Annotated in this window: 27 protein-coding genes and 1 pseudogene; 19 read left to right on the top strand and 9 right to left on the bottom strand. The window is 72.5% G+C overall.

Going from position 1 to position 22,680, the window contains the following annotated elements; all coding sequences use genetic code 11:
- Positions 1-42 precede the first annotated feature (42 nt).
- Both ACZ7MY_RS38660 and ACZ7MY_RS38665 read left to right on the top strand, forming a co-directional pair.
- Entirely contained in the window at positions 43-372 is a 330-nt protein-coding gene (locus ACZ7MY_RS38660; RefSeq protein ID WP_499609860.1) for a dihydrofolate reductase family protein, read from the top strand.
- 311 nt (positions 373-683) lie between these two features.
- Positions 684-1,709: an MsnO8 family LLM class oxidoreductase gene (locus ACZ7MY_RS38665; RefSeq protein WP_499609930.1), complete on the top strand. Its 1,026-nt coding sequence runs from the start codon at positions 684-686 to the stop codon at positions 1,707-1,709.
- Positions 1,710-1,793: 84 nt separating this feature from the next.
- Here ACZ7MY_RS38665 and ACZ7MY_RS38670 read toward each other — a convergent pair whose 3' ends face one another.
- Positions 1,794-1,991, bottom strand: coding sequence for a hypothetical protein (locus ACZ7MY_RS38670; RefSeq protein ID WP_499609863.1), 198 nt, complete (start codon positions 1,989-1,991; stop codon positions 1,794-1,796).
- A gap of 140 nt (positions 1,992-2,131) precedes the next feature.
- On the opposite strand from ACZ7MY_RS38670, the gene ACZ7MY_RS38675 reads away from it, so the two are divergent.
- The gene (locus tag ACZ7MY_RS38675) at positions 2,132-3,274 is read left to right on the top strand and encodes a glutathione-independent formaldehyde dehydrogenase (RefSeq protein ID WP_499609866.1); all 1,143 of its coding nucleotides are present in this window, start codon (positions 2,132-2,134) and stop codon (positions 3,272-3,274) included.
- A gap of 27 nt (positions 3,275-3,301) precedes the next feature.
- Here ACZ7MY_RS38675 and ACZ7MY_RS38680 read toward each other — a convergent pair whose 3' ends face one another.
- From ACZ7MY_RS38680 to ACZ7MY_RS38690, 3 genes are all read right to left on the bottom strand, one after another.
- Positions 3,302-3,541, bottom strand: coding sequence for a hypothetical protein (locus ACZ7MY_RS38680; protein ID WP_499609868.1), 240 nt, complete (start codon positions 3,539-3,541; stop codon positions 3,302-3,304).
- A 109-nt stretch (positions 3,542-3,650) separates the two neighbouring features.
- On the bottom strand, positions 3,651-3,890 hold the full coding sequence (locus tag ACZ7MY_RS38685) for a DUF397 domain-containing protein (RefSeq protein WP_499609870.1): 240 nt from the start codon (positions 3,888-3,890) through the stop codon (positions 3,651-3,653).
- 5 nt (positions 3,891-3,895) lie between these two features.
- On the bottom strand, positions 3,896-4,759 hold the full coding sequence (locus tag ACZ7MY_RS38690; protein WP_499609874.1) for a Sco1979 family transcriptional regulator: 864 nt from the start codon (positions 4,757-4,759) through the stop codon (positions 3,896-3,898).
- Between the two features lie 125 nt (positions 4,760-4,884).
- On the opposite strand from ACZ7MY_RS38690, the gene ACZ7MY_RS38695 reads away from it, so the two are divergent.
- Together ACZ7MY_RS38695 and ACZ7MY_RS38700 are read left to right on the top strand one after the other, a co-directional pair.
- On the top strand, positions 4,885-5,319 hold the full coding sequence (locus ACZ7MY_RS38695; RefSeq protein ID WP_499609877.1) for an ATP-binding protein: 435 nt from the start codon (positions 4,885-4,887) through the stop codon (positions 5,317-5,319).
- Between the two features lie 291 nt (positions 5,320-5,610).
- Entirely contained in the window at positions 5,611-5,781 is a 171-nt protein-coding gene (locus tag ACZ7MY_RS38700; protein WP_018560806.1) for a hypothetical protein, read from the top strand.
- A 178-nt stretch (positions 5,782-5,959) separates the two neighbouring features.
- Here ACZ7MY_RS38700 and ACZ7MY_RS38705 read toward each other — a convergent pair whose 3' ends face one another.
- From ACZ7MY_RS38705 to ACZ7MY_RS38715, 3 genes are read right to left on the bottom strand one after another with little or no spacing between them, the layout of a single operon-like run.
- On the bottom strand, positions 5,960-6,355 hold the full coding sequence (locus ACZ7MY_RS38705) for a (2Fe-2S) ferredoxin domain-containing protein (protein WP_499609880.1): 396 nt from the start codon (positions 6,353-6,355) through the stop codon (positions 5,960-5,962).
- A complete protein-coding gene (locus tag ACZ7MY_RS38710) occupies positions 6,352-6,738 on the bottom strand; it encodes a PPOX class F420-dependent oxidoreductase (protein ID WP_499609883.1) in 387 nt (128 codons plus the stop codon). The genes ACZ7MY_RS38705 and ACZ7MY_RS38710 overlap by 4 nt, the downstream gene beginning before the upstream one ends.
- Positions 6,739-6,747: 9 nt before the next feature.
- A complete protein-coding gene (locus tag ACZ7MY_RS38715; RefSeq protein ID WP_499609886.1) occupies positions 6,748-7,248 on the bottom strand; it encodes a GNAT family N-acetyltransferase in 501 nt (166 codons plus the stop codon).
- Between the two features lie 71 nt (positions 7,249-7,319).
- Between ACZ7MY_RS38715 and ACZ7MY_RS38720 the strand changes: the two genes are divergently transcribed.
- From ACZ7MY_RS38720 to ACZ7MY_RS38770, 11 genes and pseudogenes are all read left to right on the top strand, one after another.
- Entirely contained in the window at positions 7,320-8,120 is an 801-nt protein-coding gene (locus ACZ7MY_RS38720; RefSeq protein WP_499609889.1) for an exodeoxyribonuclease III, read from the top strand.
- Between the two features lie 111 nt (positions 8,121-8,231).
- The gene (locus tag ACZ7MY_RS38725; protein ID WP_499609892.1) at positions 8,232-8,522 is read left to right on the top strand and encodes a barstar family protein; all 291 of its coding nucleotides are present in this window, start codon (positions 8,232-8,234) and stop codon (positions 8,520-8,522) included.
- A 92-nt stretch (positions 8,523-8,614) separates the two neighbouring features.
- Positions 8,615-9,241, top strand: coding sequence for a GntR family transcriptional regulator (locus ACZ7MY_RS38730; protein WP_499609895.1), 627 nt, complete (start codon positions 8,615-8,617; stop codon positions 9,239-9,241).
- A 134-nt stretch (positions 9,242-9,375) separates the two neighbouring features.
- On the top strand, positions 9,376-12,051 hold the full coding sequence (aceE, locus tag ACZ7MY_RS38735; RefSeq protein ID WP_499609898.1) for a pyruvate dehydrogenase (acetyl-transferring), homodimeric type: 2,676 nt from the start codon (positions 9,376-9,378) through the stop codon (positions 12,049-12,051).
- Between the two features lie 96 nt (positions 12,052-12,147).
- Positions 12,148-12,469, top strand: a pseudogene (locus ACZ7MY_RS38740) (transposase); the annotation flags it as partial.
- An 829-nt stretch (positions 12,470-13,298) separates the two neighbouring features.
- Positions 13,299-13,583: a hypothetical protein gene (locus ACZ7MY_RS38745; RefSeq protein ID WP_499609902.1), complete on the top strand. Its 285-nt coding sequence runs from the start codon at positions 13,299-13,301 to the stop codon at positions 13,581-13,583.
- Between the two features lie 178 nt (positions 13,584-13,761).
- Positions 13,762-14,019, top strand: coding sequence for a hypothetical protein (locus ACZ7MY_RS38750; protein ID WP_499609905.1), 258 nt, complete (start codon positions 13,762-13,764; stop codon positions 14,017-14,019).
- Between the two features lie 50 nt (positions 14,020-14,069).
- Entirely contained in the window at positions 14,070-14,276 is a 207-nt protein-coding gene (locus ACZ7MY_RS38755; RefSeq protein WP_499609907.1) for a hypothetical protein, read from the top strand.
- Between the two features lie 116 nt (positions 14,277-14,392).
- A complete protein-coding gene (locus ACZ7MY_RS38760) occupies positions 14,393-14,872 on the top strand; it encodes a MarR family winged helix-turn-helix transcriptional regulator (protein WP_499609909.1) in 480 nt (159 codons plus the stop codon).
- A 31-nt stretch (positions 14,873-14,903) separates the two neighbouring features.
- Positions 14,904-16,640, top strand: coding sequence for an MFS transporter (locus ACZ7MY_RS38765; protein ID WP_499609912.1), 1,737 nt, complete (start codon positions 14,904-14,906; stop codon positions 16,638-16,640).
- Positions 16,641-16,777: 137 nt separating this feature from the next.
- Entirely contained in the window at positions 16,778-18,304 is a 1,527-nt protein-coding gene (locus ACZ7MY_RS38770) for a glutamate synthase subunit beta (protein WP_499609931.1), read from the top strand.
- 447 nt (positions 18,305-18,751) lie between these two features.
- Here the strand turns inward: ACZ7MY_RS38770 and ACZ7MY_RS38775 are convergent, their stop codons facing one another.
- Positions 18,752-19,780: a Gfo/Idh/MocA family protein gene (locus tag ACZ7MY_RS38775; RefSeq protein WP_499609916.1), complete on the bottom strand. Its 1,029-nt coding sequence runs from the start codon at positions 19,778-19,780 to the stop codon at positions 18,752-18,754.
- 231 nt (positions 19,781-20,011) lie between these two features.
- On the opposite strand from ACZ7MY_RS38775, the gene ACZ7MY_RS38780 reads away from it, so the two are divergent.
- From ACZ7MY_RS38780 to ACZ7MY_RS38790, 3 genes are read left to right on the top strand one after another with little or no spacing between them, the layout of a single operon-like run.
- Entirely contained in the window at positions 20,012-20,590 is a 579-nt protein-coding gene (locus ACZ7MY_RS38780) for a helix-turn-helix domain-containing protein (protein ID WP_499609919.1), read from the top strand.
- A 26-nt stretch (positions 20,591-20,616) separates the two neighbouring features.
- Positions 20,617-21,153, top strand: coding sequence for a GNAT family N-acetyltransferase (locus ACZ7MY_RS38785; protein WP_499609934.1), 537 nt, complete (start codon positions 20,617-20,619; stop codon positions 21,151-21,153).
- A 33-nt stretch (positions 21,154-21,186) separates the two neighbouring features.
- Complete coding sequence (locus tag ACZ7MY_RS38790; RefSeq protein ID WP_499609922.1) at positions 21,187-21,582, top strand: VOC family protein; 396 nt, start codon at positions 21,187-21,189, stop codon at positions 21,580-21,582.
- Positions 21,583-21,620: 38 nt separating this feature from the next.
- On the opposite strand, the gene ACZ7MY_RS38795 is transcribed toward ACZ7MY_RS38790, so the two are convergent.
- Positions 21,621-22,406 (bottom strand): GNAT family N-acetyltransferase, encoded by a 786-nt coding sequence (locus ACZ7MY_RS38795; RefSeq protein WP_499609924.1) that lies wholly within the window; start codon positions 22,404-22,406, stop codon positions 21,621-21,623.
- Between the last annotated feature and the right edge of the window lie 274 nt (positions 22,407-22,680).

Here is a 22,680-nt window from a genome sequence, read left to right on the forward strand (position 1 = left end):
GGTTCGGCCCCGGCCGACGATCATCGCGTACCAGGGGGATGCATGCGCAGGCTGACGTATTTCGTGGCGTCGACGATCGACGGCTTCGTGGCCGGCCCGGGGGGCGGGTACGACTTCCTCGCCGCCGTGTGCGACCACATGGAGACGGTCCTCGCGGAGTACCCGGAGACCCTGCCGGTGCAGGCCCGGGGTCCGCTGGGCGTCGCCGACGCGCCGAACCGGCGGTTCGACACGGTGCTCATGGGCCGGGCCACCTACGAGGTGGGGCTTCCGTTCGGGCTGACCAGCCCGTACCCGCACCTGCGGCAGTACGTCGTGTCGGGGAAGCATGGACGCGAGCCCGGACCCCGCGGTGGAGCTGGTCACCGGTGACCCGGTGGAGTTCGTGCGCGGGCTGAAGCGGCAGGACGGCGCGGGCATCCGGCTGTGCGGGGGCGGCCGGCCGGCGGGCTCGCTGCGGCCGGAGGTCGACGAGCTGGTCGTCAAGATAACCCCGTTGCCGTGGGCACCGGTGTGCCGCTGTTCGCGGGCGGTTTCGCCCCGCAGGCGTACGAGGCGACCGAGGCGCGGACGTACAAGAGCGGCGTGCTGATCGTGACCTACGCCCGCCGGGAGGACTGAGCGGCCGCCGGGGCTCCGCGGTGCGGGAATCCCGTACCGCGGTGGGCGTTGCACAAGAGGTGATCGCACCGCAGCTGCCCCCGGTCCCCTTCTCGCTCCTCGACCGCTCCCCCGTGCGCGCGGGCGCCGGGCCCGCGCAGGCGCTGCGGGACACCGTGTGGCTGGCGCGGCGCGCCGAGGAGCTGGGCTACCACCGCTTCTGGGTGTCGGAGCACCACGGGGTGCCGGGCGTGGCGGGGTCCGCGCCCGCGGTGCTGGCCGCGGCGGTCGCGGCGGCCACGTCGCGGATCAGGGTCGGCACCGGCGGGGTCATGCTGCCCAACCACCGTCCGCTGGTGGTGGCGGAGCAGTTCGGGGTGCTGGAGTCGCTGTTCCCGGGGCGGATCGACATGGGGCTGGGGCGGTCGGTGGGATTCACGGACGGGGTGCGCCGGGCGCTGGGACGTGACGCCCGCGCCGCCGACGACTTCGAGGAACTGCTGACCGAACTGCTCGGCTACTTCACCGGCACGACGGGCCCCGGAGCGGTGCACCCCAGGCCGCCGGAGGGGATGAGCGTCCCGGCCTTCGTCCTGGCGACGGGCGCGGGGGCGGCCACGGCGGCGGCCTTCGGGCTGCCGCTGGTGATCGCGGGCGTGCGGGGCGAGCAGCGCATGCGCGAGGCGATCGAGGACTACCGCGGGGCGTTCCGGCCGTCGGCGTGGGCGGCGCGGCCGTACGTCGTGGTGTCGGCGCCCGTGTCCGTCGCGGAGACGACGGAGGCGGCCCGGCGGCTGCTGGTGTCGGAGGCCTGGTCGCTGGCGCACGCGCGCACCCGGGGTGAGTTCCCGCCGCTGACGCCGCCGGATGAGGTGCTGGCCAGGCGGATGACGGCGCGCGAGCGCGAGGTGTTCGAGGGAACGCTGTCGAACGGCGTCCACGGCACCGAGGACGAGGTGACGGCCGCGCTGTCGGGGCTGGTCGCCCGCACGGGGGCGGACGAGGTGCTGGTCACCACGGCCGGCCACGACCGGTCGGCGCTGCTGGACTCGCACCGCCGCCTGGCCCGGCTCGCGGGGCTGGACACGCGGGCCGCGACGGCGGGCTGACGCACCGTCAGCGGGAACGGGAGGCGGCCCCACTTGCCTGATGGCCCGTCAACTACGCTTGCGCGGGCGCGGATCGCGGACCCGTCAGACCGAGGGGCCCTCGTACACGTCGTCGTTGCGGCCCTCGGCGAACTCCCACCACGACAGCGGCAGCCAGTCGCCGTCCACGAAGGCGTCCACGGAGGAACCGAGACCGCTGATGGCCACGCGCGTGCCGACCGGGTACAGCGTGCCGGACAGACCGGGCACGGGGACGAGCAGCGTTCCTGAGCGCTGGGCCATGCTTCCCACTTTCCTCGCGGTCAACCACAAATCGGCATATTTACGTGAAGAATAGCTGGCTTGTCTCGCGGTGCCCAAGGAGGGAGCATGAGAAATAGGTCACGTAAGCCACGAATCAGACACCAATCGGAGGTGTCCACGTGAAGGCCGTCGTCTACAAAGGACCGTTCGAAGTAGCCGTCGAGGAAGTCGACAATCCGCGCCTGCAGCACCCCAACGACGTGGTCGTCAGGGTGACCTCCACCGCGATCTGCGGCTCCGACCTGCACATGTACGAGGGCCGGACCGCCGCGGAGCCCGGCATCGTCTTCGGCCACGAGAACCTGGGAATCATCGACCAGGTCGGCGAGGGGGTCATCACCCTCAAGCAGGGCGACCGCGTGGTCATGCCCTTCAACGTCGCCTGCGGATTCTGCAAGAACTGCTCGGCGGGTTTCACCGGTTACTGCCTCACGGTCAATCCGGGGTTCGCCGGGGGCGCTTACGGCTATGTGGCCATGGGCCCCTGGCCGGGCGGTCAGGCGGAATACGTGCGCGTACCGTACGCGGACTTCAACTGTCTGAAACTGCCGGAGGGCACCGCCAACGAGTCCGACTTCGTGCTCCTGGCCGACATCTTCCCGACCGGTTACCACGGGTGCGAGCTCGCCCAGGTCTCCCCCGGCGAGAGCGTCTCGGTGTACGGCGGCGGCCCGGTCGGGCTGATGGCCGCCTACTCGGCGATGCTGCGCGGGGCGGCCAAGGTCTTCGTCGTGGACCGGGTGCCGGAGCGGCTGCAGAAGGCCGAGGAGATCGGGGCGATCCCGGTCGACTTCACCAAGGGCAGCCCGGTGGACCAGATCAAGGAGCACACGAAGGGCGAGGGCACCGACAAGGGCGTCGACGCGGTCGGCTACCAGGCCCAGGCCGGCGGCGCGGGCCGCGAGGAGCCCGCGGCGGTGCTGAACTCGCTGATCGACACCGTGCGCCCCACCGGCGCCCTCGGCATCCCCGGCCTGTACGTGCCGTCCGACCCCGGCGGCCCGGACGAGCAGGCCAAGAGCGGACGGCTGCTGGTCGCCATCGGCCGGCTCTTCGAGAAGGGCCTGCGGCTGGGCACCGGGCAGTGCAACGTCAAGCGCTACAACCGGCAGCTCCGCGACATGATCATCGAGGGCCGCGCCCGCCCGAGCTTCGTGGTCTCCCACGAGCTGCCCCTGGCGGACGCGCCGTCGGCGTACGAGAAGTTCGACAAGCGGATCGAGGGCTACACGAAGGTCGTCCTCCACCCCGGCGAGAGCTGATCCGCCACGAACGCGTCCAGGGCCCGGTCAGCAGCTCTCCGGGCCCTGGACGTCGTACGGCCCGGAGGGGCTGACCTCCTCCAGGGTGTACGTGTACAGGTCGAACTCGACCAGCCCGTCCGCGTTCGTGGTCACCCGCGGCGGACGGGTCCCGGGATACCGGGAGGCGATGACGTCGGCGACCCTGTGGGCGGTCGCCGCGTCCGCCGCGGCGATGCGCACGTAGGCCACGCCCGGTTCGTACAGCGGTCCGAGTTGTCCGGTCATGCTGCTCCCCTTGTCCCGTCCGTCCGGCGGATTACCGCTGGAGACAGCCCGTCGGTCGTCGCGGTTGCCCGCGCGGGCCGTGTTCACTCGAAGATGTCAGTCCGGGGCTTCAGGACAACAGGAAGTCGGCCTTCCCGTCCTTGGCGCCCTGGATGAACATCCTGATCTCGTGGTCCGTGTAGATGAGTGCCGGCCCTTCGGGGTCGGTGGACTGCCGCAGTGCGACCCTGCCGTCGGCCAGCTTCATGGCCTCCACGCAACTTCCCCCGTTGCCGCCGCTCCACGGCTTGTGCCAGCCCTCGGTGCCGAGGTCGCGGGCGCGCATGCCGTTGTATATGCGGTCGTCCATGTGTGTCAGATCTCCTTGCGGATGCCATCGAGGATGGCTGCGGTGCCGTGTGCGGGCGCGGCTTGCGCGCACATCCGGTCCAGCGCCTCGAGGTAGGTCGAGACGTCGTCCACGTCGTCCAGGTAGGCGGCGCCCACCAGGCTCTCGGTGAAGACGACGTCCGGCAGCTCGCGGATCTGGAACCGGAAGATGTGGAACGGCCCGTACATCGCCGGGTGCGGCCCGGCGTCGAAGGGCATGATCTGCAGTCTGACCTGCGGCTGCTCACACGCCTCGGCCAGCCGGTCCAGCTGGGCGCGCATGACCTCGGGGCCGCCGATCGGGCGGCGCAGCACGGTCTCGTCCATCACCACCCACAGCAGCGGGGCGTCCGGCCGGGCGATCAGCGCCTGCCGCTCCCGGCGGAGCGCGACCAGGCGCTCCAGCTCGTCGTCGGTGGCTCCGGGACGGCCGGCCCTCAGCACGGCGCGCGCGTACTCCTCGGTCTGCAGCAGGCCGGGGACGTAGTGCGGCTCGTAGGCGCGGATGATGGCCGCCTCGCCCTCCAGGCTGACGAAGGCGCTGAACCAGGACGGCAGCACGTCGCGGTAACGGTGCCACCAGCCGGGGCGGTTGCCCTGCCGGGCGAGGTCGATGAAGGTGGCCGCCTCGGCGGGGTCGACGCCGTACAGCGCCAGCAGCTTCTCCACGTACGGGATGCGCAGGCCGACCTCGGCCTTCTCCATCCGGCGCACGGTGGCGTGGGTGACGTCCAGCTCGCGCGCGGCCCGTTCGTACGAGCAACCCGCCTTCTCCCGCAGGTCGTGGAGGCGCTTGCCGAGGATCACGCGGAGGACGGTCGGCGCCCCGCTCGCCCTCGTCTCAGCCACGCTGCAACTCCCGCATGGCAGAAGTGTGCCATGTCACGAATGGAACCCACACCCTGATACTGGCGATTGTGCAATTTGCAGAATGACCCTTGCCTTCTGTGTAAGCAGTGGCCATAGTTGCCTGTGTGCTCTATGCCATCAGCGCCCGGGACACCTTCCGGCTCCGACTGCCGGCGCAGCCCTCGTCGGTCGGCGTCGCGCGCCGCCAGGTGCGCTCCGCGCTGAGCCGGTGGGGCCTGGCGGGACTGGGCGACGACGCCGGCCTCGTGGTGAGCGAGCTCTTCACCAACGCCGTGGTGCACAGCGGCAGCGACCACGTCGCATGCCTGCTCTGGACGGCGCGCGGCACCCTGCACATCGAGGTCGTCGACGAGGGACGCGAGCCGGCCGGCCCCCTGTCCCGCACGGCCGCGGACGGCGACGAGAGCGGCCGCGGGCTCGCCCTTGTCGCCCATTTGGCCGAAGGGTGGGGCGTGCGCCCGCCGGCGCACGGCACCGGTCGCGCCGTGTGGGCGACCCTCTCCTGCGCCCGTACCGAGGCGGCCAGGCTCAGCGGTTGAGCGCCGGGTGACGGACCGCCGGCGTACGCGGGACGGGTGGCCGTCCCCCCAGCGCGCCGGTATCGGGATGCCGCCACCCCGCCTGCGGGCATAGGCTTCTCCCGACGGAAAGGCCTTCGGGGGCGCACCAACACCCCCTGCCTCCGCCCCGGGAGGAACCGCCCACCGCGGTCCCCGCCCGGTTCCGCAACCGGCGCCACCGCGTCCGCTCAGCCATCAGCCCGACCGGGCGGTCGGCGTCCGGCAGCGGCCGGGCCGGCGTCCGGCTCACCCGACACGAAGGAGTGCGCGGTGACACCCGAGAAGTCCAAGCGGAACCAGCTCCCCAAGGAGCCCGACGATCAGCCCGCACAACAGCGGGAGGTGCGGAACCTGGACGTCTGGGCCAGGTCGGCACCGATCCGACTGGCCGGCTACGAGGACGACCTGAACGAGCCGCACATCCTGCGCAGCATCGACTGACCCTCAGGCACGGCCGGTTCACGGGCCGTACGGGCGACGAAGCCCGTACGGCCCCTGCCGTGCCGGCCGCAACTCCGCGGGCGGCCGGGCGAGGTGTCCCGCGCGGACGTGACCGGGCGGTCGTGACCGGGCGGGGGCTCGGCCTCACGACCGGCGGCCCGGGGCGCCGCGCCGTCGCTCAGGGCGCGGCGTCCGCCGTGTCCACGGCGCGGCCGCCGGGCGGGTCCATGGCGTAGAGGTCCAGCACGGCGGGCGGCGCGGCGCGGCCCGGTCCCCCGGCGCGCACCCACGAGACGATGTCGCCGACGGCGTCCGGGTCGTTGACCAGACCCAGCCAGACCGGCCGCCCGCCGGCCGCGCGCCCCTCCGGCGAGGGCTGGACGACCACCACGTTCGCCTGTTCGCACACGTCGAGGCACTCGGTGACGCGCACCCGGCAGACCCCGGCGAGTTCCCGCCGCAGCCGGTCGAGTTGGGCGTCGTGGTCGACGCCGGGGACCTTCTCCGTACCGCAGCAGCAGTCGCGGCAGACGCTCACCGTGCACGCGCCCTGCCGCGGCACACCGCCGCTCACGTGAGGGTGATCCGCACGCCCACGGTGCCCTCGCGGCCGCGGCGCAGCCGGCTGCCGAGGAGGGTCAGCCGGCCGAACAGCCCGTACTTGCGGGCGACCAGCGAGCGGTAGCGCTCGGTCTCCTCGGGACCGAGCAGCTCGGCGCGCGCGGGCACCTGCTCCCCGGTGGGGTTGCCGCGCACGTCGCACGGGCCGACCAGCACGTCGGCGCGGTTGCGCATCCGCTTGACCTTGCCGGAGCCGGCGGCGGTCCACGCGCCGAGCGCGTCGCCGTCGCGGACCACCCAGACCGGGGTGGGCACGGTTCGGCCGTCCCGCCGGTAGGTGGTGACCAGTAGGTACTTGCCCGCCGCGAGCCGGGCGGACGCGCTGTCCTCGATCATGGACCAAGGCTACGCGGGAACGGCCTCCACGGCCGGTGCGGGCAGCGACTTGCCGAGGCACACGCTGAGCGGACTGTCCTTGTAGTGGCCGAACTTGGTCACCGGCGTGTAGCCGCACGAGGCGTACAGGGCGATCGCCTCCGGCTGCATCTGCCCCGTCTCCAGCACCATCCGGGTGCGGCCCGCCGCGGTGGCGCCGGCCTCCAGCGCGGCGAGCATCCGGCGCGCGAAGCCGCGGCCCCGGGCGTCCGGCACCACGTACATCCGCTTGACCTCGGCGTCGCCGTCCTCGAAGCCCTCCGGGGAGGCGTCCTGACCGCGCCAGCCGCCGGTGGCCACGGGGGCGTCGCCGAGGTAGCCGACCATGAACTGGCCCTGCGGGCCGTCGAAGTGGTCGGCGTCCATCGCGGTCTCGTCGGGGCCCCCGTACCGCTCCACGTACTCCTGCTGCACCTGCGCGGTCAGCTGCACGGCGTCGGGGTGGTCGTAGCGCGTCTTCCGGATCTCCACCCGCACATCGTACTGGTGTGCGGCCTACGCCCCGGTACGGGCACCCTCCGGCGGCCGGTATCGTCCCCGTCATGCTCACCGTGACCACCGTGAACGTGAACGGGCTGCGCGCCGCGGCCAAGAAGGGCTTCCTCCCCTGGCTGGAGGCGACCACGGCCGACGTGGTGTGCCTGCAGGAGGTCCGCGCCGAGGCCGCGCAGCTGCCCGAGGAGGCCCGAGCCCCGGAGGGCTGGCACGTGCTCCACGCGCCCGCGGCCGCCAAGGGCCGGGCCGGGGTGTCGCTCTACTCGCGGCGGGAACCGTCGGCGAGCCGGATCGGGTTCGGCTCCGAGGAGTTCGACGGCTCCGGCCGCTACGCCGAGATCGAGCTGCCGGGCGTCACGGTCGCCAGCCTCTACCTCCCCTCCGGCGAGGTGGGCACGGAGCGGCAGGAGGAGAAGGAGCGCTTCATGGAGGCGTTCCTCGAGCACATGGTGAAGCTCCGTGAGAAGGCCGCCGCCGAGGGCCGCGAGGTGCTGATCTGCGGCGACTGGAACATCGCGCACACCGAGCGCGACCTGAGGAACTGGCGCGCCAACCAGAAGAACGCCGGCTTCCTGCCCGCGGAGCGGGCCTGGCTCTCCCGGGTCTACGACGAGGCCGGGTACACCGACGTCGTACGCCACCTCACCCCGGAGGGCGAGGGCCCCTACACGTGGTGGTCCTACCGCGGCCGCGCCTTCGACAACGACAGCGGCTGGCGCATCGACCTGCACGTCGCCACCCGGGGCCTCGCGGCCCGGGCGTCGCAGACCCGGGTCGAGCGCGCGGACACCCACCCCGAACGCTGGTCCGACCACGCGCCGGTGACGGTCACCTACGATCTGGGCTAGTCGGCAGACGGTTCTTCCGGGGGGAGCATGGTGCGGCGGCAGTGGCCGCGGGACGTCGCACGCGGCTGCGCGGCCACGGCTGCGACGCACCCCGCCGGTCCGGCCGGGTGTGTGTACGAGCGGGACGGCCGGCACGTCACCGACGAGCCCGGTCCCCACCTCGCGCTGGGAGAGGCGTCGAGCGGTCCGGGCGGATACTTCGGCTGCAACGCCGACGCCCTGGCCGACTGCCTGCGCGGCGGCTTCGGGGTGACCACGCCGTGCACCCTGGTGTGGCGGGACTCCGCCGTCGCCCGGCGGGCCCTCGGAACGAGGCTGAACGACCCTGGGGAGCCGGACAGCCGGTTCGGCGTGGTCCTGGAGGTGCTGGGTGAGGGCAGTGTGGAGGTCGTCCTCGCCTGAGGCCGCCGCGACACCCGGTGCCACCGTCCGGGACCGCCGGGGCCGCCGTCGCCGTATCGTCTAGTCAGCTGCCGTTTTCCCGAGGAGTAACCATGGCGCCGCCCGTCGTCCGCTCTCTGCGCGAGCAGATCCGCGAGTTCATCGTGGACGGCATCGTCAGCGGCCGCTGGAAGCCCGGGGAGCGGATCGTCGAGCGGGGCATCGCCACCGAGCTCGAGGTCAGCCAGACGCCGGTGCGGGAGGCACTGCGCGAGCTGGAGGTCATGCGGCTCATCGAGTCGGCCCCCAACAAGGGCGTGCGGGTGCGCCGGCTGACCGCCGCGGACCTGGAGGAGATCTACCCGGTGCGGGCCGGCCTGGAGCAGATCGCCGCGGAGCTGGCCGCGCCGCGCCTGCGGCAGGACCTGTCCGCGCTGGAGGCCGAGGTCGCCCTGCTGCAGGAGGCGGACGCGGCGGGCGACGCCGGGGCGCAGGTGCGGCACACCGTGGCGTTCCACCGCGAGCTGGTGCGCGCCTCGGGCAACAGCGTGCTGCTGCACACCTGGGAGTCGCTGGGCATCGAGGTGTGGACGGCGCTGTCCATCCGCTGGCTGGGCACCCGGCAGCGGCTGTACGCGGAGGAGCACCAGGCGGTGGTGGAGGCCTTCCGCAGGGAAGATCCGCGGGTCGGCGAGCTGGTCAAGGAGCACGTGCTCGGCTGTGCCCCGCAGGGCGGCTGACGCCGCCCTGCGGCACCGGAGTTCCCCTTACGTGTGACCCTCGTCACAGGGTATTTGATCGATCATCGATCAGACTTACCCTGTGAGAGACGGGGACACCCTGCCCGCACGGAACCATCTGGAAGGCGTTCACCATGACCGACGCCACGCTGAGCGCACTCGGCCACCTGCCGGACCCCGACCCCGAGGAGACCGGTGAATGGGCCGCCTCCCTCGACGCGGTCAGCCGTGCCGCCGGTCCGGAGCGCGCGGCCTACCTGATGCGCCGCACCTTCGACCACGCGCAGGCGTCCGGACTGTCGGTGCCCTCGCTGCTGGAGACCGAGCACATCAACACCATCCCGACCGCCGCGGAGCCCGAACTCCCCGGCGACCCGGAGATGGAGCGGCGCATCGCCGGATGGAACCGCTGGAACGCCGCCGCCATGGTGACCCGCGGCAGCCGCCTGGGCCTGGGCGGCCACATCGCCACCTTCGCCTCCGCGGCCTGGCTGTACGAGACGGGCTTCAACCACTTCTTCCGCGGCAAGGAGGGCGACGGCTCCGGCGACCAGCTGTACGTCCAGGGCCACGCCTCCCCCGGCATCTACGCCCGCGCCTTCCTCGACGGCCGGCTCACCGAACGGCAGCTGGACAACTTCCGCCAGGAGGCCGGCGGCGACGGCCTGCCCTCCTACCCGCACCCGCGCCGGCTGCCCTGGCTGTGGGAGTTCCCGACCGTGTCGATGGGCCTCGGCCCGCTCGCCGCGATCCAGCAGGCGCGCTTCAACCGCTACCTGACCCACCGCGGCATCAAGGACGTCTCCGGCTCGCACGTATGGGCCTTCCTCGGCGACGGCGAGATGGACGAGCCCGAGTCGACCGCCGCCCTCGGCCTCGCCGGCCGCGAGGGGCTGGACAACCTCACCTTCGTGATCAACTGCAACCTGCAGCGTCTCGACGGCCCGGTGCGCGCCAACTTCAAGATCGTCCAGGAGCTGGAGGCGAAGTTCCGCGCCGCCGGCTGGAACGTCGTCAAGTCGCTGTGGGGCAGCGCCTGGGACGAGCTGTTCGCCCTCGACACCACCGGCGCGCTCGTGCGGCGGCTGCGCGAGGTCCCCGACGGGCAGTTCCAGACGTACGCGACCCGCGACGCCGCCTACATCCGGGAGCACTTCTTCGGCGCCGACCCGGCGCTGGCCGAGATGGCGAAGCTGCTGACCGACGCCAGGATCACCGAGTGCTTCCACACCTCCCGCGGCGGCCACGAGCCCCGCAAGGTGTACGCCGCCTACCGCGCGGCCACCACGCACAAGGGCGCGCCGACCGTCGTCCTCGCGCAGACCGTCAAGGGCTGGACGCTGGGCCGCGGCTTCGAGTCGCGCAACGCCAACCACCAGATGAAGAAGCTCACGGTCCCCGAGTTCCGCACCATGCGGGACCTGCTGGAGCTGCCCGTCCCGGACAGCGCGCTCTCCGGCGACCTGGTGCCGTACGCCCACCCGGGCCCGGACTCCCCCGAGGTCCGCTACCTGCAGGAGCGCCGCGCGGAGCTCGGCGGTCCCGCGCCGGCCCGCCGGGTGCACGCCGTGGCGCTCCCCGAGCCGTCCGCGAAGCCCTTCGACGCGCTGGCCAAGGGCTCCGGCGGCCAGGAGATCGCGACCACGATGGCCCTGGTCCGGCTGCTGAAGGACCTCATGCGGGAGAAGGAGAGCGGCCGCCGCTGGGTGCCGATCGTCCCCGACGAGGCGCGCACCTTCGGCATGGAGTCGCTCTTCCCGAGCGCCGGCATCTACTCGCCGCTCGGCCAGACCTACGACCCGGTCGACCGCGACATGCTCCTGTACTACAAGGAGGCGGAGAACGGGCAGATCCTCAACGAAGGCATCACCGAGGCCGGTTCGATGGCCTCCTTCACCGCCGCGTCGACCTCGTACGCCACGCACGGCGAGCCGATGATCCCGTTCTACATCTTCTACTCGATGTTCGGCTGGCAGCGGACCGCCGACCAGATGTGGGCCCTGGCCGACCAGCTCGGCCGCGGCTTCCTGGTCGGGGCGACCGCGGGCCGTACGACGATGACGGGCGAGGGCCTGCAGCACGCCGACGGCCACTCGCACCTGATCGCGTCCACCAACCCGGCGGCGCTCTCGTACGACCCGGCGTTCGCCTACGAGATCGGCGTCATCGTCCGCGAGGGCCTGCGGCGCATGTACGGGCCCGACGCGGAGGACGTCTTCTACTACCTGACGGTCTACAACGAGCCCAAGATCCAGCCGGCCATGCCGGCGGAGCCGGGCATCGAGGACGGCATCGTCAAGGGCCTGTACCGCTTCCGCGCCGCCGACACCGCGGGGCTGTCCGCCGACGCGCCGCGGCTGCAGCTGATGGCCTCCGGCACGGCGATCCACTGGGCCCTGGAGGCGCAGCAGCTGCTGGCCTCGGAGTGGGGCGTGGCGGCGGACGTGTGGTCGGCGACCTCGTGGAGCGAGCTGCGGCGCGGCGGCTTGGCGTACGACGCGGCCCGGCTGCGCGGGGAGGACGCGCCGCTCCCCCACGTCACACGCGTGCTGGAGGGCGCCCCGGGCCCGGTCCTGGCGGTCAGCGACTGGATGCGCGCGGTGCCGGACCAGATCAGCCAGTGGGTGCCGCAGGACTGGCACTCGATCGGCACCGACGGCTTCGGCCTGTCGGACACCCGTGAGGCGGCCCGCCGCCACTTCGGCGTGGACCCCCGGTCGGTCGTCGTCGCCGCGCTGGCCGCGCTCGCCGGCCGCGGAGAGGTGAAGCGGGAGACCGTCCAGGAGGCCCGGGAGCGCTACGGCCTCTGAGCCGCTCCGAGCTCCCACCCCGCCCCGGGTGGGGCCACGAGGGCCGGGCGCGCCGCCACAGGCGCGCCCGGCCCTCCGCCGTTCCCGCCCGCGCACCCGCCGTGCGGCGTTGTGGGCCGAGGCTCCGGTCGGGTGTCGATGGTCGGCATGACCTGCTGCAGGCCCGACCGGCGGTTCCGGCTGTTCTACGCGGTCCATGAGTACACCGGGCGTAAGGACCAGCCGAAGGGATTCAGCCGGCGCGGCTTCCGGGACATGATCGTCCGTGCCGGCATCCAGCTCGACGGTCCGATCGTGCTGGTCCTGGACGACGTCCGCCTGCACCTGACGAAGCAGCTCCGCGAGTTCATCGACGCGAACGCCGACTGGCTCACGGTCGTCCAGTTGCGCACCTACGCGCCCGACCTCAACCCGCGCAGGGCGCCTGACCCGCTGGTCGCGCCTGCACAGACCCGTGCTCAAATAACAGCACCCGCCCGGAACCCTCTGCCGCTGGGGGAGGAACAGCCCCTGAACGGAGGCGCCATGAACGAGCAAGGGACCACAGGTGCCTTTTACCTCAGGTACTGGCAGCCAACCGCCCAGTTGGAGACCGGATGCCACGTGGCTGGCGTCGCCGAAGTCGTCGCGCACGCTGACCAGGCCGCGCAGACCTATCTGGCAGCAGGAGTCGATTGCCTGGCCGGCGTATCTCTGTGGCGGGGTGCCGACATCCCCGAGAACTCGCTCAGCCTCGCCATCGGCCCGACGCGCTGGGCCATCATTCACACCGATGACGAGTTCTGGCAGACCGTGACGCGAGGTCCGCGAAGCCCGGAGAGAACTCTGCGGAAGGTTCGCTTTGACGACCTGCTGGAGATCCCGAGCGACTGCTTCATCGACAGGACGCTCGCGATCGACACTGTGTCGCTGTGGATGACCACGGACGCGCTACTACAGGCCGCAGGCTTCTCCGACGACCTGTTCGGCTGAGTCTGTGGAAGCCGAGCCGTCATCACCAGTCGGCCGGGCGACGTCCCGGCATCACTCATTCAAGTTTCAGTAGCGCGCACCGCTGTACGTTTTCGCTGCAACGAGAGGAGCGATATGGCGGGACAGCCATATCAACTGGGCGCCAACTCGTAGCAACGTGAGCTTCAAAGTCGACGCCCACCTTCAGGACAGATTTCAGTGAAATAGTGGCCAATTGACCGCTATGCTGCCACCGATATCCCACCGGCAGCAGCACAGCCTCCACTTTTGGATACATGATGATTCGTCAAATCTCCGTTGCGGCCGACATCGCGCAGTTCAAAACCCCTGTACTGGGCTTAGTGGTGATCTTTGGTCTACTTGCACTCTTCACGTGGGATTCCCTCAGGATGCCCGCGGGCCTGTGGTTCCGATGGCTGATGCCCATCGGCTTCATCCCCTTGATCGCGGGAATTCAGTTCGACATACTGTGGCTCATCCCGGCCGGCGCCGCGACAATGGGCGTAGGACTAGTTGCGGGGAAAAGCTGGCGCCACAGGGACAGAGCTCGCAGATTCTGAGAAGCCTGGCCGGCCCTTGAACCGAGATCGAGCGGTTTCCAAGCTGACTGGTCGGCCTGGCCAGTGGTGGGCTGGCCGGGCGCGGCCGGGCATGGGTCACCAAATTCCAGGACGCCCATAAACTCGGCCGCGAACCGAGAGATACTCCTGCAAGAAATTATCGACGCTTGGAACTGAGATGGCTGCGGCACATTCGATGATGGACATCAAACTCGCTGCGGCTGATGGTCCCGCACGGGTCACATTCGAGCCGCTTGGGGTTGTGTTCGAAATTGCCGACGACGATTTCATCACGTTGCGGCTGGACTCGAGCCTGGCGTCCTCGGTCGAAATCCATCATTGGCCGAACGGGTTCTCAGTCTGGCTTCCGTACCCCGGGGAATCCGACCACGTCATTCTCGACTCCGGCGGGCATGAGGTGGTCCGGCTTTGGTGATGTGAGGATCTACGGTCCTCACACCGCCCAATGCCACAGGCACCGCCTTCGTGATCCTCGACGTGCTCCTGCCGAACAACCGGATCCCCGCAGACCGGCCGTGCCTCACCGGCCCTGCCGGGCTCGGTCCGCACCATCAGGGTGGCCCCGCTCTCTGCATCGTCGAGGCGGTGACCGAAGCCCGCGTCCGCTACCGGGCCGACAAGGTTCGTCAGGGCGTCGGCGGCACAGTGCGCGCGCCCCACAGCGGCCGATGAGACAAGCTCTCCCGTTCCGCTTCGCGCCTCCCGTGCTACGGCGGGCCCCAGGGACACGCCGGGAAGCCCCGGGGGCACCCCTCCCCAGATACATAAGGCAGTGATATAAGTGTCTTATGCATCTTCCCGGTGGCGACCTGGACCACGGCCACGCCGTTGACGTGGCGCGGGCACTCGAGCGGCTCTACCGCATGCTGCGCAGGCTCAGCCAGCCGAGCGAGCTGTCCCTGACCACCGTGGCCACGCTGTCCACGCTGGAGCAGTCCGGACCGCTCCGGCTGACCGAACTGGCCGCCCTGGAGGGCGTCACGCAGCCGGCGATGACCCAGGTGGTGTCACGGCTGGCCGAGGCGGGCCTGGCCGGTCGCGCGGCGGACCCGGCGGACGGGCGCGTGGTGCTCGTCCACATCACCGACGCGGGCCGGGAGGCCATCGCCCGGCGCCGCGCCGTGCGTGCCGAGCGGCTCGGGGAGTTGCTGCAACAACTGAGCCCGGACGAGCGGTCGGCCCTGGTGGCCGCACTGCCGGCCGTCGAGGCGCTGACCCGGCTGGGGCAACCCCCGGCCTCGTCGCGCCCCGCCCAGCGGAGCAATTGATCAGGCATCGGTTCTACGTCGGAGCAGCCACATGACCGCGCACGCGCAATCGTCCCGTTCCGTGAGTCCGTTCAAACAGCCGAAGGCCGTGTTCGCGGTCGCCTTCGCCTGTGTGGTCTCGTTCATGGGGATCGGGCTGGTCGACCCGATCCTGCCCGCGATATCGGATCAACTGGACGCCACTCCCAGCCAGGTGACGCTGCTGTTCACCAGCTACCTCGTGGTGACCGCGGTCGCCATGCTCATCACCAACTGGGTCTCCAGCCGGATCGGGGCCAAGCGGACGCTGATCGCGGGCCTCGCCCTGATCGTGGTGTTCGCGGCCCTGGCCGGCACCTCGGGGAGCATCGGCGGCATCGTCGGCTTCCGCGCGGGCTGGGGCATCGGCAACGCCCTGTTCATCGCCACCTCGCTGGCGGTGATCGTGGCCAGCGCCAGCGGCGGCTTCGTGGGCGCGATCATCCTCTACGAGACCGCGCTGGGCGTCGGCATCGCCGTGGGCCCGCTGCTCGGCGGAGTGCTGGGCAACGTGAGCTGGCGCGGCCCGTTCTACGGCGTCGCCGTGCTGATGGCCATCGCCCTGGTCGCCACCGTCGTCCTCGTGGAGCCGATCCCGCTGCCGGCCCGCAAGACCGGGCTGAGCGAGCCGCTGCGCGCGCTGCGCCACCGCGGCCTGCTGACGATGTCGCTCACCGCCCTCTGCTACAACTGGGCGTTCTTCACCGTGCTCGGCTACGCGCCCTTCCCGATGGGGCTCGGCGCGATCCAGCTCGGCCTGGTCTTCACCGGCTGGGGCGCCCTCGTCGCGGTCTTCGCCGTCTTCGGCGCCCCGCGCCTGCAGGCCCGGCTGGGCATCGCGCGGACGCTCTACGCCAACCTCGCGCTGTTCGCCCTCACGGTGCTGGCCATCGCGATCTGGACCAACGAGCGGACCGTGCTGATCGTCTGCGTGATCGTCGCCGGCGTCTTCATCGGTGTGAACAACACGGTCACCACTCAGGCGGTCATGACCGTCGCGCCGGTCGACCGCGCCGTCGCCTCCGCCGCCTACGGCTTCGTCCGCTTCATCGGCGGCGGTCTGGCGCCGTTCGCCGCGGGCAAGCTCGTCGAGGCGTTCGGCATCCACGTGCCGTTCTACATCGGCGCCGGGGCGCTCGTGCTGGGCATCGTGATCCTCTCCACGGCGCACGGGCTGCTCAACGAGGCCGAGAAGCTCCAGGCCGAACAGGTCGACGCCACGGCGGAGCCGGCGCCCGGGGCCGGCTCCCTCCCCTCACTGGTGCCGGTCGAGCACGACGCCGTGGTGTCCGGCGACACGGGCCGCGGTGCCATCGTCGCCGCCGTGGACGGCTCCGCGAACGCCGCGCGGGTCACCGAGGCGGCCGGCCGCCTCGCGACGATCAACGGCCGTACGGTGCACGTCGTCCACGCCGAGGAGTCCGCCGTCGCGGGTGACGCGGCCGCCGTCGCGGAGGACCTGGAGTCCGCCCGGACCGCCGTCCGCAAGCACCTGGACCGGCTCGCCGCCCTCGGCATCCCGGCCGTCGGCCACGTGCTGCGGAACGCCACCGGCCACGGGGAGGTGGGCCGTCTGGTCGCCGAGCACGCGGAACGCACCGGGGCCCGCGCCATCGTCGTCGGGGCGCCCACCCACGGCGGGCTGTCGGCGCTGCTGGACGCGAGTGCCGGGCAGGCCCTGATGCGGCACGCGACCTGCGACGTCGTACTGATCAACCCGCGCTCGGCGGAGCTGGGGGCCGCGGCCTGAGCCACGGCGGGAGAGCACGGTGACCGCGCCGTCGAAATAACGACGAACCCGACGTATGGTGGCCAGACGGTGCCATGCGCCGGGGGACGCGGTCACCGTGACACCCCATGATCGTGACGGCGGCGCCGGAGGCGGCCATGGCCGATCCCAAGGGCTTTCTCACCACCCCCCGCCGCACCCAGGCGCGCCGCCCCGTCTGCGAGCGTGTGGAGGACTGGCACGAGGTCTACGCCGGCCAGAGCCTGCTGCCGATCGTCTCCGCGCAGGCCGGCCGGTGCATGGACTGCGGCATCCCGTTCTGCCACGAGGCCTGCCCGCTGGGGAACATGATCCCCGACTGGAACGACCTGGTGTACCGCGAGGACTGGGCCGCCGCCGCGGAACGGCTGCACGCCACCAACAACTTCCCCGAGTTCACCGGCCGGCTGTGCCCGGCGCCCTGTGAGAGCGCCTGCGTCCTGACGATCAACGCCGACCCCGTCACGATCAAGAACGTCGAGGTCGCCATCGCCGACCGCGCCTGGGAGGACGGCCTCGCCCGCCCCCGTCCCCCCGAGCGGCGCTCCGGCCTCGGCATCGCGGTGGTCGGCTCGGGGCCCGCCGGACTCGCCGCCGCCCAGCAGCTCACCCGGGTCGGCCACACGGTGACCGTCTACGAGCGGGCGGACCGGCTCGGCGGGCTCCTGCGCTACGGCATACCGGAGTTCAAGATGGAGAAGCACCATCTGGACCGGCGCCTGGCGCAGATGCGCGCCGAGGGCACGCTCTTCCGAACCGAGGTCGAGGTGGGGGCGGACCTCGACGCCGAGCGGGTCGTCGCCGAGCACGACGCGGTGCTGCTGGCGGTGGGCGCCACGGCCTGGCGCGAGCTGCCGGTGCCCGGACGGGAACTGGCGGGCATCCACCAGGCGATGGAGTACCTGCCGCTGGCTAACCGGGTCCAGGAGGGGGACCTGGCCGAGTCGCCGGTCAGCGCCGAGGGCAAGGACGTCGTCATCGTCGGCGGCGGCGACACCGGCGCCGACTGCCTGGGCACGGTGCTGCGGCAGCACGCGGCCTCCGTCGTGCAGCTCGACATCAACCCGCTGCCGGGCGAGTGCCGCCCCGAGCACCAGCCGTGGCCGGTGTACCCGCACGTCTACCGGGTCTCCCCCGCCCACGAGGAGGCCCGCGATCTGGCCCGGCGGGGCGTCTGGGACCCGGCGGAGCACGGCGGCGTGCCGCTGCCCGGCCCGGAGGGCGACATCCGGGTGTTCTCCGCCTCGACCTTCCGCTTCGAGGGCGACGACGAGGGGCACGTACGGTCACTGCACCTGGTCGGGGTCGAGCCGCGGCACCGCCACCCGCAGCGGGGCACCGAACGCGTCATCCCGGCCCAGTTGGTGCTGCTGGCCCTGGGGTTCTCGGGGGTCGAACGCGACTGCGGGCTGGTGAACCGGCTCGGCCTGGAACTCGACCGGCGCGGCCACCTCGTCCGCGACGCCTGCTTCGCCACCGGGGTGGAGAAGGTCTTCGTCGCGGGCGACGCGGGCCGCGGTCAGTCGCTGATCGTCTGGGCGATCGCCGAGGGCCGCTCAGCCGCGGCGGCGGTCGACCGATGGCTCACCGGCAGCACGTGCCTGCCCGCCCCCATCACACCGACGACCCGACCGCTGGTCGCCTGACGGCGGCCACGGGGGCGTCGACCCGCGACTCGGCCCGGACGCGCGGTCCGCGGCGGTCGGCGGTTCGCCGGCGGCGCGGGCCTGCCGACACCGAACCCGCCGGCTACCCGCCGGTCGCCCGACGGCAGCGACACGGACCCCGTACGACATCAGAGCCCGTGACCTGGCCCCGGCACACCGTCCGCGACGCCCACCTCGCCACCGGGGTGGAGAAGGTGCGCCCGAGGGCCGCCCGGCGGAGGCACCGGTCGCCGGTCACTCTCACACCGGGCAGCGTGGCCGCGGACGCGAACCCGGCACGGAGTCAGGGCAGGTGACCGTCCCCGTTCTCCGCCGGGGTGCGCCGCCCGTCCGCCGCCGGCAGGTGACCGGCGGCGGCGGAACGCGGACGCGGCTCCACGCCGGATACGGCGACCCGGCCGGAGCCCCATCGACGCGGGCGCCCGGTCAGCCGGCCGCCCGCGGCGTGACGGCGGCGGAACGCGGACGGGGCTCGAAGCCCGCGGCGCGGTAGCAGTCGTCGATCATGCGCATCGTCTCGACGGCGTCGTCGGCGTCCGTCGGAAGCGGCGCGCCGTCGCGCAGGGTCGCCGCGAACGCCTCGAGCTGGTAGGCGTACGACGGGCGGTTGCCCAGCTCCTCGGTCCGCTCGCCGTCCGGAGTGCGGACCACGACCCGGTCGTCGTTGTGCGGCAGCACGAAGCAGGGCGCGGTGGCCTCGCCCCGGCTGCCGACGATGCGCCAGGTCATCTCGAGGGCCTCGGCGTCCATGTGGCAGCGGGCCGAGGCGGTGGCGCCGCCCGGGTACTCCAGGTCCGCGTCCAGCCACTCGTCGACACCGGGCGCCACGGCGCGCTCGCCGCCGCGCGCCGCCACCAGGCGCGGGGCGCCGCCGGCCAACGGGGCCAGGGCGCGGACCGCGTGGAGGGAGTAGCAGCCGAGGTCCATCATGGCGCCGCCGGCCAGCGGCAGCGACCAGCGCGGGTCCTCGGCCGCGGGGGCGGGGATGTTGACCACGGTCTCCACGTGCCGCAGCTCGCCGAGCTCCCCGGACTCCAGCAGTTCGATCATGCGGCGGGCGACCGGGTGGTAGAGGTAGTGGAACGCCTCCATGACGACCACGCCCGCCTTGGCGGCCGCGTCGCGCACCTCGACGGCCTCCTCGAGGTTGCTCGCGGAGGGCTTCTCGCTGAGCACGTGCTTGCCCGCGGCGATGGCGGCCAGGTTCCAGGGTCCGTGGAGGCCGTTGGCGAGCGGGTTGTAGACGGCCTCGACCTCGGGGTCGGCGATGACGTCGGCGTACGTGTCCAGCACGCGCTCCACGCCGTGCTCGGCCGCGAAGTCCGCGGCCCGGGAGCGGTCGCGGGCGGCCACGGCGACGAGGCGGTGGCCGGTGGTGCGGGCCGGGCCGGCGATGGCGGCCCCGGCGATGCGGGCGGCGCCGAGCACGCCGATGCGCAACGGTTCGGTGGTCATGCGGTGCGTACCTCTTCCATGCGTACGGGACGGTGGTCCCCGAGGGACCACCTGCAGGCCTCGGCCCGATCCATCCGGCCTCGACCCCGTCGGCGACGGTACACGGCGCGGGCGAACGGTCCGTGACGGCCCTGGGCAAGGACCTGGGCCGGGGCAGGGCCCGGGGCGCCGCCACGGCGGAGGACCGGCTCCCGCTCGACGGCGTCCCACATTCGGGATATCGTCCCGGATGTGAGAGACATCGATCCCGCATCGGTCGACGCGCGCCTGGCCGCGCGCCTCGCCGAGCTGCGCGACGAACGCGGCTGGTCCCTGGACGAGCTCGCCACGCGCACCGGAATCAGCCGCTCGACGCTCTCCCGCCTCGAACGCGCCGAGATCAGCCCCACGGCCGCCCTGCTCGGGCGCCTGTGCACGGCGTACGAACGGACCATGTCGCGGCTGCTGGCCGAGGTCGAGAGCGGCAGCGAACCCGCCCAGCTCGTACGCGCCGCGGACCAGCGTGTCTGGACCGACGCCCCCTCCGGCTTCGAGCGGCGCTCCGTCTCCCCGCCGCAGCCGGGGCTGCGCGCCGAGATCGTCGAGGGCGTGCTGGACCCCGGCGCGGACATCGCGTACGAGGGCCCACCCGTCGCCGGGCTCGAGCACCACGTGTGGCTGCGCGAGGGCACGCTCGAGGTCACCGTCCAGGACCGGGCCCACCGCCTGGCCCCCGGCGACTGCCTCCGCTACCGCCTCTGGGGCGCCTCCCGCTTCCGCTGCCCCGGCCCGGATCGCGCGCGTTACGCCGTGGTGGTCGTACTGCCGTGAAGGACGCCCCCGCCCCCGCGCACACCATCGACCGGCTGTCCGCCGCGGACTTCCCGGACGCCGTCGACGGCCTCGCCGCCCTCCTGGTGGACGCCGTCGAGGGCGGCGCCTCCCTCGGCTTCCTGGCCCCCTTCACCCACGCCGAGGCGGCCGCCTGGTGGCGCACCCGCGCCCATGCCGTCGCGTCCGGCGACCTGGTCGTCTGGGTCGCTCGCGACGCCGCCGGCGTCACCGGCACCGTCAGCCTCGCCCACGAGGCGAAGCCCAACGGCCGCCACCGCGCCGAGGTGCTCAAGCTCATGGTCCACCGCCGCGCCCGCGGCCACGGCCTCGGCCGCGCCCTCCTCACCACCGCCGAACACGCCGCGGCGGCCGCGGGCGCGGCGCTGCTGCTGCTCGACACCGAGACGGACAGCCCCGCGGATCGCCTCTACCGCGCCGCCGGCTGGACCCCCTACGGCACCGTTCCCGGCCACGCCGCCGACCCCGCGGGCGTGCTCAGGCCGACGACCTTCTTCTTCAAGGCGCCGGCGTCCGCGTGCCCCGTCGCAAAAACCCCCTAGGCTGAGCACCCGTCCGCACCGCTTGGGGGAGAAATGACCAGCAGGTTCACCGAGTTGACCGTCGACTGCCACGATCCGGAGCGCCTCGCGGCCTTCTGGTGCGCGGTACTGGACTTCGAGGTCATCGACCGGGGCGGGGACAAGGTCGAGATCGGCTCCTGGGTGCCGACCGTCGAGGAGGTCCGGGCCCGCCAGATGCCGCCCACCCTGGTGTTCATCCGGGTCCCCGAGGGCAAGGCCGTGAAGAACCGGCTCCACCTGGACGTCAGCCCGGTCGACGGCAGTACCGACGACGAGGTGGCCAGGCTCCTCGCCCTCGGCGCCACGAAGGTGGACGTGGGCCAGGGCCCCGGCCGGAGCTGGGTGGTCATGGCCGACCCCGAGGGCAACGAGTTCGACGTCCTGCGGAGCCTGGCACCGTCCGCTTGAGGACGGCGCCGGATCCGGGGCCCTGTCCGCGCCCGGGGTCAGCCGGGCAGGGTGAACAGCCGGTACTCGGAGACCGTCGTGAAACCGAAGCGGCGGTAGAGGGGCTCGCCGGCCGGGCTGGCGAGGAGGGCGGCGAGGCCGGTGCCGCGCTCGTGGGCGACGCGGAGGGCGGCCGTGGTCAGTGCGGCGCCGATGCCGCGACGGCGGTGGGACTCGGCGACGTGCACGAGGAAGACGCCGGCCACGCCGTGCGCCGTGATCACCACCGTGGTCCCGACGACGTCACCGTCCAGCACGGCGGCGAGGCGCACGATGTCCGCGTTGTCGGCGCGTTCGGCCTCGGACCGTACGAGCCCGGACTCGAGTTCGGCGGCGATGCCCATGGAGGTGCGGTACGTACCGACCAGCCCGGCCAGCCGGTCCGGGGTCGCGACCGCCTCGACGCGCAGGCCGGCCGGTGGGTCCTGGGGGGCCGGTGCGTGGTCGACGGGCCGCACCATCAGGGGCAGGGCGCCGAGCGGGACCGCGCCGTGCCGGGTCAGGGCGGCGGAAGTGCCCTCGGGGCTGTCGGGGCCGGCCCACCACCACCACGGGACGCCCGCGAGTTCGGTGCGCGTGGTGGCCACCGCCACGTCGAGCGCCTCCAGGGACCGTATCCGGACCACGCCGTTGAACTGCGGCGTGGCGAGACCGCTGCGGTAGCGGTCGAGGCCGCCGTCTTCGCGCCGGGTCCCGCCCCAGCCCATCAGATACTGGCGGAAGTTGGCGGTGACCGCCGCCAGTGCCTCCGTGCTCGCCGTACCGGTCGTGCTCGCCGTGCTCAACGCGTCTCCTTCGCCTGCCGCCGTCCCGCGCGCGAGCATGCTGTCACACGTGTCAGGCGCCGGGGCTTCCGCACCCGCCTGCGAAAGCCCTTCCTCGCAGGCGGGGACCCCCCATTATGCTGACCGGCATGAATGAGGGACTGCTGGAACGGCGTGAGGGCCCGGCGGGCGACGGGGCGGCCTCCGAGGCGATGGTCGTGGTCGAGGACCTGGTGCGCACCTTCGGCGCCGGGGACACCGCGGTGCACGCCCTGGGCGGGGTGTCGTTCTCGGT

It is taken from the genome of Streptomyces sp. NPDC111520 (assembly GCF_055635295.1).

Bases quoted from the DNA above. Each gene is read 5' to 3' on its own strand.
- ACZ7MY_RS38775 (WP_499609916.1), bottom strand. From the start codon at position 19,780: ATGACCACCGAACCGTTGCGCATCGGCGTGCTCGGCGCCGCCCGCATC.
- ACZ7MY_RS38685 (WP_499609870.1), bottom strand. From the start codon at position 3,890: ATGGACGACCGCATATACAACGGCATGCGCGCCCGCGACCTCGGCACC.
- ACZ7MY_RS38680 (WP_499609868.1), bottom strand. From the start codon at position 3,541: ATGACCGGACAACTCGGACCGCTGTACGAACCGGGCGTGGCCTACGTG.
- ACZ7MY_RS38770 (WP_499609931.1), top strand. From the start codon at position 16,778: ATGGCCGATCCCAAGGGCTTTCTCACCACCCCCCGCCGCACCCAGGCG.
- ACZ7MY_RS38720 (WP_499609889.1), top strand. From the start codon at position 7,320: ATGCTCACCGTGACCACCGTGAACGTGAACGGGCTGCGCGCCGCGGCC.
- ACZ7MY_RS38745 (WP_499609902.1), top strand. From the start codon at position 13,299: ATGATGATTCGTCAAATCTCCGTTGCGGCCGACATCGCGCAGTTCAAA.
- aceE (WP_499609898.1), top strand. From the start codon at position 9,376: ATGACCGACGCCACGCTGAGCGCACTCGGCCACCTGCCGGACCCCGAC.
- ACZ7MY_RS38750 (WP_499609905.1), top strand. From the start codon at position 13,762: ATGGCTGCGGCACATTCGATGATGGACATCAAACTCGCTGCGGCTGAT.
- ACZ7MY_RS38790 (WP_499609922.1), top strand. From the start codon at position 21,187: ATGACCAGCAGGTTCACCGAGTTGACCGTCGACTGCCACGATCCGGAG.
- ACZ7MY_RS38730 (WP_499609895.1), top strand. From the start codon at position 8,615: ATGGCGCCGCCCGTCGTCCGCTCTCTGCGCGAGCAGATCCGCGAGTTC.
- ACZ7MY_RS38765 (WP_499609912.1), top strand. From the start codon at position 14,904: ATGACCGCGCACGCGCAATCGTCCCGTTCCGTGAGTCCGTTCAAACAG.
- ACZ7MY_RS38670 (WP_499609863.1), bottom strand. From the start codon at position 1,991: ATGGCCCAGCGCTCAGGAACGCTGCTCGTCCCCGTGCCCGGTCTGTCC.
- ACZ7MY_RS38760 (WP_499609909.1), top strand. From the start codon at position 14,393: ATGCATCTTCCCGGTGGCGACCTGGACCACGGCCACGCCGTTGACGTG.
- ACZ7MY_RS38660 (WP_499609860.1), top strand. From the start codon at position 43: ATGCGCAGGCTGACGTATTTCGTGGCGTCGACGATCGACGGCTTCGTG.
- ACZ7MY_RS38710 (WP_499609883.1), bottom strand. From the start codon at position 6,738: ATGATCGAGGACAGCGCGTCCGCCCGGCTCGCGGCGGGCAAGTACCTA.